This is a genomic window from Streptomyces sp. NPDC048142, from assembly GCF_043202835.1.
GTDB lineage: Bacteria > Actinomycetota > Actinomycetes > Streptomycetales > Streptomycetaceae > Streptomyces.
The window spans coordinates 88,577-104,322 of the sequence record NZ_JBIDBC010000013.1; the positions used below are offsets into that span (position 1 = coordinate 88,577).

General features: G+C 73.3%; 16 protein-coding genes. 8 read left to right on the top strand and 8 right to left on the bottom strand.

Annotation, left to right across the window (positions count from 1 at the left end; all coding sequences use genetic code 11):
- The first annotated feature begins 87 nt into the window (after positions 1-87).
- Together ACGF2Y_RS18665 and ACGF2Y_RS18670 are read left to right on the top strand one after the other, a co-directional pair.
- Positions 88-519, top strand: a complete 432-nt coding sequence (locus ACGF2Y_RS18665) for an Hsp20/alpha crystallin family protein (RefSeq protein ID WP_392948405.1) — start codon at positions 88-90, stop codon at positions 517-519.
- A gap of 91 nt (positions 520-610) precedes the next feature.
- Positions 611-1,009: a DUF2267 domain-containing protein gene (locus tag ACGF2Y_RS18670; RefSeq protein WP_392948407.1), complete on the top strand. Its 399-nt coding sequence runs from the start codon at positions 611-613 to the stop codon at positions 1,007-1,009.
- Between the two features lie 251 nt (positions 1,010-1,260).
- Here the strand turns inward: ACGF2Y_RS18670 and ACGF2Y_RS18675 are convergent, their stop codons facing one another.
- The 3 genes from ACGF2Y_RS18675 to ACGF2Y_RS18685 all read right to left on the bottom strand — a co-directional run bounded on the left by ACGF2Y_RS18675 (position 1,261) and on the right by ACGF2Y_RS18685 (position 4,408).
- Positions 1,261-2,730 (bottom strand): SulP family inorganic anion transporter, encoded by a 1,470-nt coding sequence (locus ACGF2Y_RS18675; protein WP_392948410.1) that lies wholly within the window; start codon positions 2,728-2,730, stop codon positions 1,261-1,263.
- 69 nt (positions 2,731-2,799) lie between these two features.
- Positions 2,800-3,396: a carbonic anhydrase gene (locus ACGF2Y_RS18680; RefSeq protein WP_392948413.1), complete on the bottom strand. Its 597-nt coding sequence runs from the start codon at positions 3,394-3,396 to the stop codon at positions 2,800-2,802.
- 316 nt (positions 3,397-3,712) lie between these two features.
- On the bottom strand, positions 3,713-4,408 hold the full coding sequence (locus ACGF2Y_RS18685; RefSeq protein ID WP_392948415.1) for a class I SAM-dependent methyltransferase: 696 nt from the start codon (positions 4,406-4,408) through the stop codon (positions 3,713-3,715).
- Between the two features lie 153 nt (positions 4,409-4,561).
- Here ACGF2Y_RS18685 and ACGF2Y_RS18690 point away from each other — a divergent pair, with 153 nt between their 5' ends.
- Positions 4,562-4,831 (top strand): hypothetical protein, encoded by a 270-nt coding sequence (locus ACGF2Y_RS18690; RefSeq protein ID WP_392948418.1) that lies wholly within the window; start codon positions 4,562-4,564, stop codon positions 4,829-4,831.
- A 51-nt stretch (positions 4,832-4,882) separates the two neighbouring features.
- Here ACGF2Y_RS18690 and ACGF2Y_RS18695 read toward each other — a convergent pair whose 3' ends face one another.
- Positions 4,883-6,781 (bottom strand): ABC transporter ATP-binding protein, encoded by a 1,899-nt coding sequence (locus tag ACGF2Y_RS18695; RefSeq protein ID WP_392948421.1) that lies wholly within the window; start codon positions 6,779-6,781, stop codon positions 4,883-4,885.
- Between the two features lie 204 nt (positions 6,782-6,985).
- Between ACGF2Y_RS18695 and ACGF2Y_RS18700 the strand changes: the two genes are divergently transcribed.
- Entirely contained in the window at positions 6,986-7,687 is a 702-nt protein-coding gene (locus tag ACGF2Y_RS18700; protein ID WP_392948424.1) for a ribonuclease H, read from the top strand.
- A 168-nt stretch (positions 7,688-7,855) separates the two neighbouring features.
- On the opposite strand, the gene ACGF2Y_RS18705 is transcribed toward ACGF2Y_RS18700, so the two are convergent.
- Positions 7,856-8,266: an ATP-binding protein gene (locus ACGF2Y_RS18705; RefSeq protein ID WP_392948427.1), complete on the bottom strand. Its 411-nt coding sequence runs from the start codon at positions 8,264-8,266 to the stop codon at positions 7,856-7,858.
- Between the two features lie 188 nt (positions 8,267-8,454).
- Between ACGF2Y_RS18705 and ACGF2Y_RS18710 the strand changes: the two genes are divergently transcribed.
- The 3 genes from ACGF2Y_RS18710 (at position 8,455) to ACGF2Y_RS18720 (ending at position 10,971) form a co-directional block, all read left to right on the top strand.
- On the top strand, positions 8,455-9,288 hold the full coding sequence (locus tag ACGF2Y_RS18710; RefSeq protein WP_392948430.1) for a Scr1 family TA system antitoxin-like transcriptional regulator: 834 nt from the start codon (positions 8,455-8,457) through the stop codon (positions 9,286-9,288).
- Between the two features lie 70 nt (positions 9,289-9,358).
- Entirely contained in the window at positions 9,359-10,462 is a 1,104-nt protein-coding gene (locus tag ACGF2Y_RS18715) for a PP2C family protein-serine/threonine phosphatase (RefSeq protein ID WP_392948433.1), read from the top strand.
- A gap of 182 nt (positions 10,463-10,644) precedes the next feature.
- The gene (locus ACGF2Y_RS18720) at positions 10,645-10,971 is read left to right on the top strand and encodes a YkvA family protein (protein WP_392948435.1); all 327 of its coding nucleotides are present in this window, start codon (positions 10,645-10,647) and stop codon (positions 10,969-10,971) included.
- A gap of 50 nt (positions 10,972-11,021) precedes the next feature.
- Here the strand turns inward: ACGF2Y_RS18720 and ACGF2Y_RS18725 are convergent, their stop codons facing one another.
- The gene (locus tag ACGF2Y_RS18725) at positions 11,022-12,383 is read right to left on the bottom strand and encodes a DUF6777 domain-containing protein (protein WP_392948438.1); all 1,362 of its coding nucleotides are present in this window, start codon (positions 12,381-12,383) and stop codon (positions 11,022-11,024) included.
- A gap of 191 nt (positions 12,384-12,574) precedes the next feature.
- Between ACGF2Y_RS18725 and ACGF2Y_RS18730 the strand changes: the two genes are divergently transcribed.
- Positions 12,575-13,861, top strand: coding sequence for a streptophobe family protein (locus ACGF2Y_RS18730; protein WP_392948441.1), 1,287 nt, complete (start codon positions 12,575-12,577; stop codon positions 13,859-13,861).
- A 19-nt stretch (positions 13,862-13,880) separates the two neighbouring features.
- On the opposite strand, the gene ACGF2Y_RS18735 is transcribed toward ACGF2Y_RS18730, so the two are convergent.
- Together ACGF2Y_RS18735 and ACGF2Y_RS18740 are read right to left on the bottom strand one after the other, a co-directional pair.
- Complete coding sequence (locus tag ACGF2Y_RS18735) at positions 13,881-14,921, bottom strand: serine/threonine-protein kinase (RefSeq protein ID WP_392948444.1); 1,041 nt, start codon at positions 14,919-14,921, stop codon at positions 13,881-13,883.
- A 6-nt stretch (positions 14,922-14,927) separates the two neighbouring features.
- Positions 14,928-15,737: a hypothetical protein gene (locus ACGF2Y_RS18740; protein WP_392948445.1), complete on the bottom strand. Its 810-nt coding sequence runs from the start codon at positions 15,735-15,737 to the stop codon at positions 14,928-14,930.
- Between the last annotated feature and the right edge of the window lie 9 nt (positions 15,738-15,746).

Genomic DNA, 15,746 nt, shown 5'->3' on the forward strand with positions numbered 1-15,746 from the left:
CAGTTGTCATCGGATGGATGACATGTTACAACGGTGTCAGGTGAAAAGCGCGGGCTGTCCGCCCGATCGACTGGAGGTGTTTCCGCCATGCTGATGCGTACCGATCCCTTCCGTGAACTCGACCGGATCACCGATCAGCTCCTGCGTCCCGGTACCTGGTCGCGGCCTTCGGCGATGCCGATGGACGCGTACCGGGAGGGCGACGAGTACGTGGTGGCATTCGATCTTCCCGGTGTCTCGCCGGACGCGATCGACATCGACGTCGAGCGGAACATGCTGACCGTCAGGGCCGAGCGCCGGCCGGCCGTGAACGCCGACGACGTGCAGATGGAGCTCTCCGAGCGTCCGCTCGGCGCCTTCTCCCGGCAGATCGCCCTCGCGGACACGCTCGACACCGAACGCATCGACGCCGACTACGACGCCGGTGTGCTCACCCTGCGCATCCCCATCGCCGAGCGCGCCAAGCCGCGCAAGATCGCCATCGGCGGCGGTGCGCGGCGCAAGGAGATCAAGGGCTGACCGAGGTCCGCCCGCGACGGCGGTGAGGGCCGGGACGACTCTCCTCTTCCGGTCCCGGCCCTCGCCCGCACCACCCGAGGAGGCGGCTGCGGTGACTCTGCGGTGGGAGGCGTTCCTGGACCGGATCCGGGAGCGCGGAGAGTACGAGACGCGCACGGAGGCCGAACGCGCCGCGCGCGTCGTCCTGGCCCTCCTCGGTGCACATCTGGTCGGCAGGGAGCGAGCCGAACTGGCCGCCCGGCTCCCCGAAACCATGGCGCTGATCCTGCTCAACCCGCTCCAGGCCGCCGAACCGCTCTCGGCGGAACGGTTCGTGCGCGCCACCGCGGCCTGGATCGAAGGAGCCGGCGAACAGACCGCGCAATGGGACGCCGGAGCCGTTCTCAGTGTCGCCGCGGAAGCGGCGGGCGAGGAACTGACACGGCGTATCCTGCTCCAACTGCCGCCCGGGTACGACCTGCTCTTCGGCGGCCGTCCGGGGAGCCCCTGATCCTGACCCCTTCCCCTGCCCGGCCTCGTGCCGTCCCGACGGCGAGTCGCCGAGGCGGGGCCGCGCCGAACTCCTCGCGCGGGCCGTCCGATCCGAAGGGTTCGTGGCGGCATCGGAACGGCGGTCCGGAGCTGCGGGCGCCGCTTCGGTGAGACGCCGGGCGCTTACGTGAAGCGCTCGGCGTCCCGTACCCGTGCCTGATCTCCGGTGGTTGATCCTCCGCTGCCTGATCTTCGCTGCCGGGTCCCCGGCTACCGGCGGATCGTCACCGGCTCGATCTCCCCGTTGTTGTGCCGACGCGCCCAGTTCTCCAGGGCGACCCGGCAGGCGTGGTCGAGGTGACGCAGTCCGGTCAGGTCCAGCTCCATGGGCTGGTCCTGCGGGAGCTGCTCCAACTGTTCCAGGATGCGGGGCAGTCGAAGGAAGGTGGCGTTCCCGGTGAGGGTGACCACGACCCGGCCGCCGGTGAGTTCATGAGTGGTGAGCTGGACGTGCGAGGTCTCCCAGGCCGACTTCACCACGGCCAGCAGCAGACCCAGCACGACCCCCTCGAAGAGGTTGGTCACCACGATGGCGGTCGCGGTGACCGCCAGCAGCACGGCCTCACCCCGGTGTTCGCGCCACAGCGGGCCGAACTCCTTGGCGGGCACCAGCTTGCACCCGGCGTGCACGAGGATCCCGGCGAGTGCGGCCAGCGGGATGATCCCGACGGCGGCGGGCAGCAGCGCGGCGAAGAGCAGCAGCCACAGGCCGTGGGCGATCCGGGACAGTGAAGTCGTCGCCCCGGCGTGGACGTTGGCGGCGCTGCGGACGATGACCGCGGTCATCGGCAGCGCGCCGAGCGCCCCGCAGATGGTGTTGCCGACGCCCTGGGCCACCAGCTCCTTGTCGTAGTCGGTGCGGGGCCCGTCGTGCATCCGGTCGACGGCCGCCGCGCTGAACAGGCTCTCGGCGGAGGCGATGAGGGCGAAGGCCAGGACGGTGCCGATGACCGCCACATCGGCGAGCCGGGCGAACTCCGCCCCGCCGGGCAGCTCGATGGCCCGCAGCAGTCCGTTCACGTCGGCCACCGCCGGCCGCAGGCCGGCCAGCGAGGCGACGGCGGTGGCCAGGGCGACCGCGGCGAGGGGCGCCGGGACGAGGCGTACGGCGGCGGGGAGCTTCGGCCACAGCAGCAGCACGGCGACCGTTCCGGCGCCGAGGCCGAAGGCGGTCAGGGCCTCCTGGTCCGTGACGATCTCGGCGGCGAGACCGGGGAGTCCGGCCAGCTTGGCGAGACCGCTGCCCGGCTGTTCGGTGTCGGCCATGGCGTACACCTGGCCCAGCACGATGATCAGGCCGATGCCGGCGAGCATGCCCTGCACCACGGAGACGGAGATGGCGCGGAACCAGCGGCCGAAGCGCGCCAGGCCCAGCACCACCTGGAGCAGCCCGGCGGCCAGCACGATCGGGCCGAGCGTGCTGAGGCCGAATTCCTTGACCGCCTCGTAGACGAGCACGGTGAGTCCGGCTGCGGGCCCGCTGACCTGGAGCTTGCTGCCCGGGAGGAAGCCGACGACGAGGCCGCCGACGATACCGGTGACCAGGCCGAGTTCGGCCGGCACTCCGGAGGCGACGGCGATGCCGACGCACAGCGGCAGCGCGACGAGGAAGACGACGAGTGACGCCAGCAGGTCACGCCGTACGACGTGGGGGTTCTTGAGTTCCTTCGCGGAGATCACGGTGGATTCCCTTGTGGGTACGGTCGTGCCCGGAGGGGGTCGGGCACGTCAGGGTGATGGGGGGAACCGTCAGAGGCGGGCGAACTCGGTCCCGCGCTCCGGCCGGTGAACGCTGACGGAGCCGGTGTGCACCTCGTAGTACCAGGCGTGCAGACCGAGGGTGCCCTCGGCGAGTCGCTCGCGTACCGCGGGGTAGCCCCGCAGGGTGTCGAGCTGGGCTAGGGCGTGGGCCTGGATCGCCCCGGGGAGGTCGCCGGGGTCCGCCGCCGGATCCCTGCCGTCCGTGGAGTGCTCCAGCCAGTGGCGGACGGCGGGCATGGCGGAGAGGTCCTCGCCGCGGAACACGGCGCCCACCGCGCCGCAGTGGGAGTGCCCGCACACGATGATGTCGCGCACCTGGAGCTTGCGCAGCGCGTACTCGATGGTCGCGGCCTCGCCGGTGGGCCGGTCCTGTGCGGGGTAGCGCGGCACGATGTTGCCGGCGGTGCGCAGTTCGAAGAGCTGGCCCGGCCGGGCGCCGGTGATCAGAGAGGGGACGACACGTGAATCCGAGCACGTGACGAAGAGTGCTTCGGGGGTCTGGCCTTCCGCGAGACGTTCAAAATCCTTTGCGTTCGCGGCGACGTGCTCGGTGAATGTCCGGGCGTGGTCTACGAGGGACTTCATGGTGGCCTGCCTCCTGCATCCGGCGATGCCGGGTAGCGGTGTGGTCGGGTCATATTGACGAATGCGCTGTTTGTATCCGTATGAATGTTCGGAATGAGGGAGCTTTCTCACCTGGCGGTATGCCGGATGGCAGCCGTCATGAGACCCGCTCCGGTCGCTCCTCGCGGATGCGACTACAGCTGAGCATATAGACCAGGACTTTGCTATCGCATTACCTTCTCGTGAAGGAACGCGAATGCGCCATCCTTGTCATTCATTCGGCTTGTTCTTTGTGATAGCCAATGGGCAGAGCGGGGCGCGAGGTAACGCTGTTCCGTCAGATGCGCCGGCCGTGCAGGAAGAGGTGCGGCTCCGGCGCGCCCGCCGGGTGATCCGGAGTGAACAGCGAGCTGTGCGCCCACTCCACGGCGATCCCCGCCCGCGCGGTCAGAGCGCTGAACTCCTCGGCGCCGAAGCTGGAGACCCGGACCGGCTGCCCCATGAACACCGCGTCGACGTCCCTGACGTCCAACGGCACCGTCGCGACGACCAGCAGTCCGCCGGGCCGCAGCGACCGGGCGAGCCGCCCCAGCAGCTCGCGCTGCTCGCCGCGCTCCATCTGGAGCAGCGAGAAGTACACACAGACGGCGTCGAACTCGCCCTCGGACAGGGGGAGATCGCGGATGTCCGCGCACCGGAACTCGGCTCCCGGCACCTGCCGGGCCGCGAGCGCGGTCATCACCGGCGACACGTCGACACCCAGCACCCGGTGCCCCGCGTCCGCCAGGGTCTGCGCGGTGGGCCGGCCCGTCCCGCTGCCCACGTCCAGCACCCGGCTCCCCGGGGCGAGATCCGCCAGCAGCCTCTCCAGCGACTCCCGGTGGGCGGCCGAAGCGGCGAAGGCCCGTTCGTACTCCGCGCCCAGTGCGTCGAACACCGCCGCGGCCGGACGCCCGTGGCCCTCGTCCGCGCCCGGAAGCCCGTGGCTGCCACGGGTCTCCCCGCTGTCACCGAGTTCCTGGCTGTCACCCATCGAGGCGATCCCTCCGTGCTCCGGCGGCCGGCGCCGGGATCCGCGCACCCGGCCGCTGTGAGCGTCCCCCCGCGAGCGCCTGAGTATGCCGGTCCCTCACCCCTGAGTACGTACCCCGATGTTCCGGCCCCCGGGCAGCAGTTCGATGGCCCTATGACCTCCGAAGCGCCGCGCCGCCCCCGTATCCAGCACGTCACGACCGCCGGTTCCGCCCTGGCCGTCACGCTGCTCCCGCTCGTGGTCGGCGTGCTGCTGGCCAAGACCATGGCGGCGGACCCGATGACGTCGGTGAACGCGCTCGTCACCAACGGCGGGCACCGTCCGCGGGTGTCGCCGAAGGAGTGGCGCCGGTGCGGCGGCCACGCGCTGCGGCGGCTGCGGACCGCCGAGCGGGCGTCCCTCGCCCGCAACGGCACGTGCTGACGCCGCCCGGCCGGTGAGGTCCGGCCGGACGGCGTGGGCAGGGGCGGCGGGTCAGCGGACCGGCTGGACCGGCCGCTCCCCGTCCGGCGAAGGCCGCTCGAACTGGGTGCGGTGCAGCTCCTCGTACCTCCCGCCGGCCGCCAGCAGCTCGGTGTGCGTGCCGTTCTCGACGACCCGGCCCCCTTCCACGACCAGGATCCGGTCGGCCGCCCGTACGGTCGAGAGCCGGTGGGCGATCACCAGGGCGGTCCGGCCCGCCAGCGCCTCGGCCAGCGCCTCCTGGACGGCGGCCTCCGAGGTGGAGTCGAGGTGCGCGGTCGCCTCGTCGAGGATCACGACCCGCTGACGGGCCAGCAGCAGCCGGGCGATGGTGAGGCGCTGGCGCTCCCCGCCGGAGAGCCGGTAGCCGCGCTCGCCCACCACCGTGTCGAGCCCGTCGGGCAGCGAGGCGATCAGACCGTCGAGCCGGGAGCGGCGCAGGGCGTCCCAGACGTCGTCCTCGGAGGCGTCGGGCCGGGCGAGCAGCAGGTTGGCCCGCACCGAGTCGTGGAAGAGGTGCCCGTCCTGGGTGACCATGCCGAGCGTGTCGCGGATCGAGTCGGCGCTCAGGTCGCGTACGTCGACACCGTTCAGCCGTACGGCTCCGGAGTCCGCGTCGTACAGCCGGGGCAGCAGCTGAGCGATCGTCGACTTGCCCGCGCCGGAGGAGCCCACCAGGGCGATCATCTGGCCGGGTTCGGCACGGAAGGAGACCTCGTGCAGGACCGGGGTGCCGCCCCGGTCGTCGAGCGTGGCGACCTCCTCCAGCGAGGCGAGGGAGACCTTCTCGGCGGAGGGGTAGCCGAAGGACACCCGGTCGAACTCCACGGAGACCGGGCCCTCCGGCACCGGGCGGGCGTCCGGCTTCTGTTCGATCAGCGGCTTCAGGTCCAGGATCTCGAAGACCCGCTCGAAGCTGACGAGCGCGCTCATCACCTCGACCCGCGCCCCGGCGAGAGCGGTGAGCGGGGCGTACAGCCGGGTCAGCAGCAGCGCCAGCGCCACGACGGCCCCCGGCTCCAGGCTGCCGCGCAGGGCGTAGAAGCCGCCGAGCCCGTAGACCAGGGCCAGCGCCAGGGCGGAGACCAGGGTGAGGGCGGTGATGAACGCCGACTGGGCCATCGCCGTACGGATGCCGATGTCGCGCACCCGGTCGGCGCGGGCGGCGAACTCGGCCGACTCGTCGGAGGGGCGCCCGAAGAGTTTGACGAGCGTCGCACCGGGGGCGGAGAACCGCTCGGTCATCTGGGTGCCCATCGCGGCGTTGTGGTCGGCCGCCTCCCGTTGGAGCCCGGCCATCCGGGCTCCCATCCGGCGGGCAGGCGCGACGAACACCGGGAGCAGCACCAGCGCGAGCAGCGTGATCTGCCAGGAGATCGTGAGCATCACGGCGAGCGTCAGCAACAGCGTGACGAGGTTGGAGACGACGCCGGAGAGCGTGTTGCTGAAGGCCCGCTGCGCGCCGATCACGTCATTGTTGAGCCGGCTGACCAGGGCGCCGGTCCGGGTCCGGGTGAAGAAGGCCACCGGCATCTTCTGCACATGGTCGAAGACGGCGGTCCGCAGGTCCAGGATCAGGCTCTCGCCCAGCGTCGACGACAGCCAGCGGGTGAGCAGGCCGAGACCGGCCTCGGCGACGGCGATGAGCGCGATGAGCAGGGCGATCCGGGTGACCTTCCCGGTCGCCGCCCCGTTCACGATCGCGTCGACGACCTTCCCGGCCAGCACCGGGGTGGCCACCGCGAGCAGTGCGGTCAGGACGCTCAGCAGCAGGAAGCGGTAGATCCGCCGCCGGTGGGGCCGGGCGAAGAGCATGATGCGGCGCAACGCCTTCCGGGAGAAGGGCCGGCGGTCCTGCTGGGCGTTCATCGCACTGTGCAGCGAATGCCACGCCGTGACTTCCATGTCCATGGGGCACTCCGAAATCTGATGGCCTGCGGAATAGCTGACGGCCTGCGGATCCCGTCGGCCGTGCGGCCCCCGGGGTCACGTGAACGCTAGGACCTCATGTTTGGTTGAGGTCAAGTGTGGCGGGCCGGTCGCGTCGGGCGCACCCCGGTGACGGTGATCGTGCGGCCGGTCGGAACGGTCATGCGGGGCTGGCATGATCGAGGGATGAACGAGAGCATGATCGCCGCGTGTGACGGGGCGTCGAAGGGGAATCCCGGACCGGCCGCCTGGGCGTGGGTCGTCGCCGACGCGCAGGAGAATCCGGTGCGCTGGGAGGCCGGTCCGCTGGGCACCGCGACGAACAACGTCGCCGAGCTCACCGCCCTGGCGGAGCTGCTGGAGTCCACCGATCCGGCGGTGCGTGTCGAGGTGCGGATGGACTCGCAGTACGCCATGAACGCCGTGACCAAGTGGCTGCCGGGCTGGAAGCGCAACGGCTGGAAGACCTCCGGCGGCAAGCCCGTCGCCAACCGTGAGCTGGTCACCCGCATCGACGCCCTGCTGGCCGACCGCTCGGTGACGTTCCGCTACGTTCCCGCACACCAGGTGGACGGCGACCCGCTCAACGCGCTCGCCGACCAGGCCGCCGACGAGGCAGCCGTGTCCCAGCGCCCGGCCGGTACGGCGCACGGCGCCACGGAGCTGCCGGTGCCCGCGCCCGCGCGGGCCACGAAGGGGCGTAAGGGAGCGTCCGGGGCGTCGGGCGGCGCCAAGGGGGCAAGCGCCGGGGGCGGGCGGTCCACCGGCACGATCTCGGCGCGCTTCGCGGGCCGGTGCCACTGCGGCAAGCCGTACGCGGCCAAGGAGCCGATCGCGAAGAACCCGAACGGCTGGGGCCACCCGGAGTGCCGCACCGCTCCCGCCTGATCGCGCGGGGACGCCGGGGGGAAGTGCTGGGAGGGGGTGGAGGCCGGTCGGTCGCGGAGACGTCGGGGGAGGCCCGGAGCCCGGGGCTCGGACGGTCACCTGTCGAGGTGGCGGGGAAGGCCCGGAGGCCGGGGCTCGGACGGTCACCCGTCGAGGTCGCGGGGAAGTTCAGACATCGGCCCACACGAGTCGGCCCGCCAGCGCGGCACGGGTGCCCCAGCGGGCCGCCAGCGCGTCGACGAGCAGAAGCCCCCTGCCGTCCTCCGTGAGGCGGTCGAGCGCGTCGCCGTTCGTGTGGCCGCCCGTGGCCGGGAGCCCGGCGACGGGAAGGCCCGCCGAGTCGCCCGGGGTCGCCGGGGCCGGAATTCGGGCCCGGCCGCGGTTCCACACGCAGATGCGCACGCCGTCCGCGGAGCGCAGGAGCCGGCAGCGGACCCGCCGGGTGCTGGTGTGCTGCACGGCGTTGGTGACCAGCTCGGTCACTATCAGGGCCGCCGCCTCGATCCGTTCGGCCGGTTCGCCCCAGGCCCGCATGGCCTCCTGGACCCGGTGACGGGCTTCCGGAACGCCCCCGGGCAATCGGGGAACCCACCAGCTGTGTGCGCCTCGGGCACCTTGGGTACCTCCGTCATCTCCGTCATCGGGAGCACGCTCCGCGCAACTGACTATTTCCGACATGTATGCACTCTCGGTGCAAAATGCATACTTTGCAAGCGACAGAGTGTGTCCTGCTCCGCCCCGGAAGTTCGACGAGGAAGGTTGTGCGCATGCGAGCCCGTTCAGGTCCCACCGTGGAGCACCGCGTCCTCGCGGTCCGCCTCCGCATACTGCGGGAACGCGCGGGGATCAGCCTGCGGTCCGCGGCCGAGGCGCTGGACGCCCACCCCGCCACCGTCCGGCGCATCGAACGCGCCGAGACCGGACTCGACGCCCGGCAGGTGGGCGAACTGCTGCGCTGCTACGGAGTGTCCCCAGCCGTGGCCGAGCCCATCATGGCCGGGCTCGGAGCCGCGAACCTGCCCGGCTGGTGGCACCGGTGGCGGGACGCGATGGAGAGCTGGCAGCAGGACGTCATCGGCGTGGAATCCTCGGCGAGCCTCGTAAGGACCTGGCACCCGGCGCTGGTGCCCGAGCTGCTGCGCACCCCCGCGTACGCCGCCGCGCTCCACCGCACGCAGTACCCCGAGGACAGCCCCGCCCGCCGGGAGCGCCGCGTCGAACTGCTGGGGGAGCGCCGCCGCCGCATGCGTGAGCGCGGGGCCGCCCTGTGGGCCCTGCTCCCGGCAGCGGCCCTCCACACGCGGGTCGGCGACCGGGAGACCATGGACGAGCAGCGGGCCGCGCTGACCGAGGCGATGAGGGAACGGCACATCACCGTCCAGGTGGTGCCCATGGACCACCCGCCGCATCCCCTGACCGGCGTACCGCCCCTGCACATCCTCCGGGTGCCCGCACCCGAGATCGGGGACCAGGCGGTGCTGGAGACCCCGGGCGTCCGGGTCGACCTCATCGACGACCCCGAGACCGTGACGGCCCACCGCATCCGGCTGGACGCCGCGTGCGCCGCCGCGCCCGGCCCCGGGAGCCCGCTTCCGGAGTGACCCGGCCCGGCGCGGTGCGTCCGGCCGCCGCCGGGATGCGGCGGGCCCCGGCGCCGTACAGCGTGGGGGAGTGGTGCAGCTGCGCAGGGCCAAGTTGATCCCGGTGGGGGTCGTCGTGCTGGCCGTCGTGCTCGATCTGGTGACCCCGGCGGACGTCACCTCCGCGCCCCTGCTGATGGCCGTCCCGGTCGCCGCGGCGCCGCTGCTGAGCCTGCGCGGCATCATCGCGATCGGCGTCCTCGCGATGGCGGTCCACGCGGCCCTCGCCCGGTACGACGGCACCTTCGGCTGGCATCGGGGCATCGCCAACCAGCTCACCCTTCTGGCCGTAACCGTGCTGGCCGTCCTCATCAACCGCGCCCTGGAGGGCCGGGACGCCCGGACCCGGCGCGCCCGCCATATCGCCGCCGTGGCCCAGAGCGCCGTCCTGCCCAGGCCCCCCTCGCGCCTCGGCGAGCTCAGGATCGCCGCCCGGTACGTGCCCGCCGAGAACGAGGCCATGATCGGCGGCGACCTCTACGTCGTCCAGGACACCCCGCACGGGGTGCGCGTGATGGTCGGGGACGTGCGCGGCAAGGGCCTGGGCGCGGTGAGCGTGGTCTGCGCGGACCTGGGGGCGTTCCGGTACGCGGCGGACGAGGCGGAGGACCTGCCCGGCCTGGTGACCGCACTGGAGCGAGCCCTGCTGCGCGAGGGCGGCCGGCGCGGCGGCCAGGAGCAGGACGAGGGGTTCACGACCGCGCTGATCGTGGAGTTCGCCGAAGGCCTCGACGCCGTACGGGTTGTCAACCGGGGGCATCCGCCGCCGGTGCTGCTGGACGCCGAGGGCCGGGCCGCCGTCCTCGAACCGTCCGAGGAGGCGCCCCCGCTCGGCATGGGCGCCCTGGGGAGCTGGTCGTCCCCGGTCGACACGTTCCCGTTCCCGCCCGGCGCCACCCTCATCTGCTACACGGACGGGGTCACCGAGGCCCGCGACGAGTCCGGGACCTTCTACGACGCGTCGGTCCGGCTGCCCTTCCTCGTCCGCCACCGTGCGCCGGCCGGCGCCCCGGTCACCCCGGCGGAGCTCCTCCACCTGCTGATCGAGGACGTCGGGCGCCACACCGGCGGCCGGATCCAGGACGATCAGGCGCTCCTCGCCCTGCACCGCCCCCGGATCGCCCCGCACGCGTAACGGCCCCCGCGCACTCCGGCATCCGGGGCGGTCGGTCCGAGAGCGGGCGGCGCGCCGTGAGGCGTCGCGACCGCGGTCGGACGGAGTGCTACGGCCCGGCCCGCACCGCGGGACCCCGGCCGGGTGATACCGCCGCCGCGCGTTCGTTCGTCATCCGCGAGCGAGTGGGTACACGATGAACCATGGACACCACCGTTTGGCTCGTTCTCGGCGCCGTGGCCGCGCTGCTCATGCTGGCCCTGGCCGCCGTGCTGCTGGTGCGCGTCTTCAAGGCCAGGAAGCTGCTGGTCGACGCCGGGATCCCGCTGCGCGACAAGGCGCTCGTCTGGGCGGCCGTCATCTACACCGTGTCACCGGTCGACCTGCTGCCCGACCCCGTCTACCTCGACGACATCGGCTTCCTGCTGGTCGCCCTGCGCTCCCTCCACTCGGCCGCCTCGGCCGCCGGAGTGCGTACGGGTACGCGGGCGGGGACGCCGATGGAGAGCCGGCCGGACGCCGTGGGCTGAGGCGACGCCACGCAGGGCTCTCCCGCGGCCTTCCGTTCCGGCCGGTCTTCTCAGGGCTGCCCCACTGTTTCCGGGGAGCCCGGGGCGGGCGCTGTTCCCGGGGAGTCCGGGGCGGGCTGCTGCGGGGCCGACTGCGAGTCGGGCGACCCCGGCGGGTCCTCCGGCGCGGGCTCGGTCGCCGGGTCGTCGGGCGGGGGCTCCGAGGTCGCCGGGTCGTCCGGCGGGGGCGCGGAGGTCGCCGGATCGTCACCGGGCCGCGACGTCGTGCCGTCCGGTGAGGGCTCCGGCGGTGTGGCCCCGGTCGGCGAGGGGCAGGGACGGTCGCCGTCGTCGCCCGATCCGGGCGGGCAGGGGGAGGCGGACGCGTCCTTCGGCGGATCCGTCTTCCTGTCGCCGTCGCCCGTGTCGCCGGCCGGCCGCTCGAACCAGTCGCCGTTCTCCGGATCGACCATCACGAACTCTTTCACCGGCTTTTCCGACGGTTCCACCACGACCACGTCGGAGGCCCGGTAGCCGGGCCACGCCTTGCCCGTCTGACGGGGGGTCTCCTCCTGGGCGACGGGCGGCAGCAGCGGGTTCCCGCAGGCACAGCGCACCCGGGGCACGCCCCGGTCGTCGACGAGGACGGCCGTACCCGCTTGGAGCACCGCCTGGTAGGCGTTCGCCTCGCCGTCCCGGTAGCCGTGGTTGGTGACGCGGGTGTCCATGCGCAGTGTCACGGGGGTGAGCCCGCGCAGATAGCCGGGCACGGCGGACGGTTCGATGTCCTGGACCGAGGCGAAGGCCCGGTTCTTGTCCGGGGACGCCTGCAACACCTCGACCTGCTGCTCCACATCGCAACTGGCGACCTTGCGGGTGCCCCCGTACAGACCCGGGGCCGCGCCGTCCACCCCACGTGTCACCTGCGTGCCGGTTCTCGACGCGCTCGGCGTGACGGAGGGGCCGGTGGTGGCGGGGCCGGGGTCGCTCTCGCGGGCCGTGGACTCCGTGAACGGATCCGGCCCGGAGTCGCCCGCCGCCTGGAGGAAGACCTCGCCGCCCGCCTCCGACCCGCCGTCGGGCCGGGTCAGGACGACGACCAGCACCACCGCCGCGACCAGAGCCGTCGCGACCGCCGCGATCCGGGGGACCGAACGCCACCAGGGGCGACCCGGCCCGGAACCGGGGGCGGCGCCCGAGCCGCTTCCCGGGCCGCCGGGACCGCCGCCGGAAGCCCCGGAACCACCCGAATCGTCCCCGCCGCCCGAGCCGCCGGAGCCACCGGAGCCGTGCGGTCCGTCGTGGTCGCCGCCGCCGGGCGGCGGGCTGGACACCGTCGGAGGGGGCGGTGTGGGGCCGGTCTGCGAGGGGCCCGACAGCGGGCCGGACGGCGGTCCTGTGGGGCGGCCGGATGGCGGCGGTTGGACACTCACGGGCTCTGCTCCCCGATGTCGGTACCCGCCCCGGACGTCCCTGCCCGGTCCCGTTTCCTTACCAGGACCACCAGTCGACAATCCAGGGCATTTCGTCTCATTGTCTGTCCCGTCACCGCAGTTCCCGCAAGCGGAGGGAGGAACCGGTTCTCCGGGGAGCGGAGCAGCGGGTCCCTGCTTAGCGTGGGGGCGTGAACGTCCGGGCGAGTAACGACGAGAACAGCGCGCGCGCCCCCCACGGCTGGCGCGACGCACTCCTGGCGGTCCTCACCGGCGTGCTGGCCATGGTGGTGACCGCGGCGCTCGGCCTGTGGGCCGCCGGTGCGGCCGGGCTGCCCGGCGGCGCTTTCCCGGCCGTCGTCGCCGCGGTGGTGGTGATGGCGGCCGGCGGCTCCGTCGGGCTCTCCGGTGACACGGGTTCCCTCGTAGGGGCGCAGGCCGACCTCTCGGTCCTGCCGCTCTCGGTGACCCTGGTGGGCGCACTCCTGGTCGCCCGGGGCTTCCTCCGTCCGCTGCACCACCGGGCCGTCGCCGGAGTCCGCGAACTGGCCGGCTGGGCGGGCCGCGTCGCCGCCCTGTGGATCGTCGCGCTGATCGTGCTCTCGCTGATCGCCCGGCACACGTTCCCCCTTTCGGCCGACGATCTCACCGGAGACGGGGCCGGGGACCTCATCGGCGACGACCTGGAGGTCGGATTCCGGGCGGAGATCCCCCTCACCCTGGTCTTCGGGCTGCTGTGGCTGGCCGGGGTCCTCGTGCTGGCCCTGCTCGTCTCGCGCCGGGCCCCGCTTCCGGCCCGGCTGGTGCGCTTCCAGGAAGCGGTGCGCCCGGCGGCGTTCGCCATGGTGACGCTGCTCCTCGCGTGCGTCGCGCTCGGCGGCGTCGCCGGTCTCGTCGTGATGATCACGCGCGGGCACCCCGCCGAAACCGCTGCCGTGCTCCTCCTCGGGCTGCCCAACCTGGTCTGGCTCGCGCTCACCCTCGGCCTCGGCGCGTCCTGGGAGGGCAAGGTCGACGGCCCCTTCGGGCTGCCCATGCCCCAGGTGCTCGACTCCGTCCTGCGCACCCCCGACCTCTCCACCCTGAACCTGAGCACCCTCGCCGAACAGGACGGGCGCGTCCGCTGGCTCGTGGTCGTCGTCGCGGTGCTGGTGCTCGCCGCCGCGTTCCTCATGGCGGCCCGCTCGCCCGCCCGGACGCGGCCGTGGCAGCACGCGGTCCATATGGCGGTGGCGCTCACCCTGACCGCGCTGTTCATCTGCCTCACCGCCCGGATCTCCGCCCACTACGGACTGTCCCTCCTGGGCCTGGGGGACCTCGGCGGCGGACTCGGCGGGGAGGTGTCATTGCGCCCGAGGCTGTGGACGGCGCTCGGGTTCGGCGTGCTGTGGGGCCTGGTCACCGGCTTCCTCGGCGGCCTCGCGGCCACCCGGGTGCACCGGCGTGGCGAGGTCCCGGACGCGGGGCCCGACGCCTGAACCGGCCTCTTCCGCCCGCTCAGCCGGTGCCCGGGAAAACCGGGGCGGCCCAGCGCGGCGGCGCGGGCGGAGCTTCGCGGGCAGCCGACCAGGAGCCGGCGGGCGCGTCCACCCGGGTCGGCGCGTGCTCGCCGGGCCGGATGCCCGCAGCGGCGGCCCGCAGCGCGGCGACGAACCGCAGACAGGTCTCGTAACGGTCCTCCGGCGACTTGGCGAGCGCCTTCGCCAGTACGCCGTCGACGGCGGCGGGAAGCCCGGACCGCAGCCCGCTCGCAGGGGTGGGCGGGTCGTACTGATGGGCCCACAGGAGCGCCATGTCGTCGTCCCGCTGAAAGGGCGGCGCACCGGTCAGGGTCTCCTGGACGACACAGGCGAGGCTGTACACATCGCACCGCCCGTCCACGGGCCGCCCGGAGATCTGTTCCGGCGCCACGTAGTCGAGGGTGCCGACGAACTGGCCGACCGTGGTGAACCCGGTCAGCGACAGCGACTTCTTCGTCAGCCCGAAGTCCGTCAGATACACGTGCTCCGGATGGTCGCTGTCGGTGCCCGCCGCCACCAGGATGTTGCCGGGCTTCACGTCCCGGTGCACCAGATCGTGGTCATGCGCCGCGTCGAGCGCGGACGCGACCTGCGCGGCGATCCGGACGGCGGCCGTGAGGTCCAGCGGCCCGCGCCGGTCGATCAGGACGCGCAGATCGGCACCCGCGACGAAGCGCATGGCGATGTAGAGCAGCCCCTCGGTCTCGCCCGCTTCGAACACCGGCACGATGTGGGGGTGCTCGATGGCGGCCGCCACGCGCGACTCGTGCGTGAACCGCCGGCGGAAGGTGTCGTTGCGGGCCAGCTCGGGTGCGAGCAGCTTCAGCGCGACGATCCGGTCCAGCCGCAGGTCCTTGGCGCGGTAGACGACCGCCATGCCGCCGCGGCCGATCTCGGCCTCCACGAGGTAGCTCGCGATCTGCTTGCCGACGAGATCGTCCTCGTGCCCGGTGGGCAGCCCGGCGTCGTGCGACGGAGGTGGCGGTGGAGGCGGTGGCGGTGGAGGCGGTGGCGCCATCGGCCGTCACCGCCCCGCATCCCCCGACGCCCCGCCACCGGGCGGTTCGTCGGGCCCGGGGACGGTGATCGCCCGGGTCGGTTCGGGGCCGTCGGCGGTGACGACGCGGGTGGGTTCGGGGCCGTCGGGTGGTGCGACGGGGCTGGGGTGGTGTGGGTCCGGGGTGACGACGCGGGTGGGTTCGGGGCCGTCCGGCGGTGCCACACGGGTCGGCTCGGGTCCCTCACCGGCCATGATCCGCGGGGGCGCCGGGGTCCTCGGGGCGTCGGCCTCCGCTGACGCCGGTCCTGACGGGTCAGGTTCTGCCGGGTCCGGGTCCGGGCCCGCCGCTCCCGGGCTCACCTGCGCCGCGTACGTACTCAGCCGGGTCCCGTCGCAGTAGACCCACCGCTCGTGCTCGGCGTCGTACAGCCACATCGACTCCCCGTCCACCACCATCCCCACCCGCAGCCCCCGCGTCCGCCGCCGGAAGCCCTCCCCGTCGCTACGGCCCTCGGCCAGGTCCTGCGCCGCGCGGCGGTACTGGCTCAGCGACTCCTGCGCCCTGGCCAGCAACGGTCGGGGGTCCGCCGTGCGCGCGAGCGGCGCCCCGGCGGCCGGAGGCGTCTGCGGTACGGAGACGAGGCGCCGCCCGTCGACCCAGGCCGACCAGCCGTTGGAGCAGGCGACGTACGCCCAGTCCCCGCGCCGGTCCCGCACCTGCACCGGGAGCAGGGCGTCCAGCGGGTCGGTGGGCCGGGCGACGTCGGGGGACTCCCAGGCAGGCAGCCCGTCCGGCGGGACCACGTGCGTGGGACGGAAATCCGGGGGCGCCATGGAACCGCC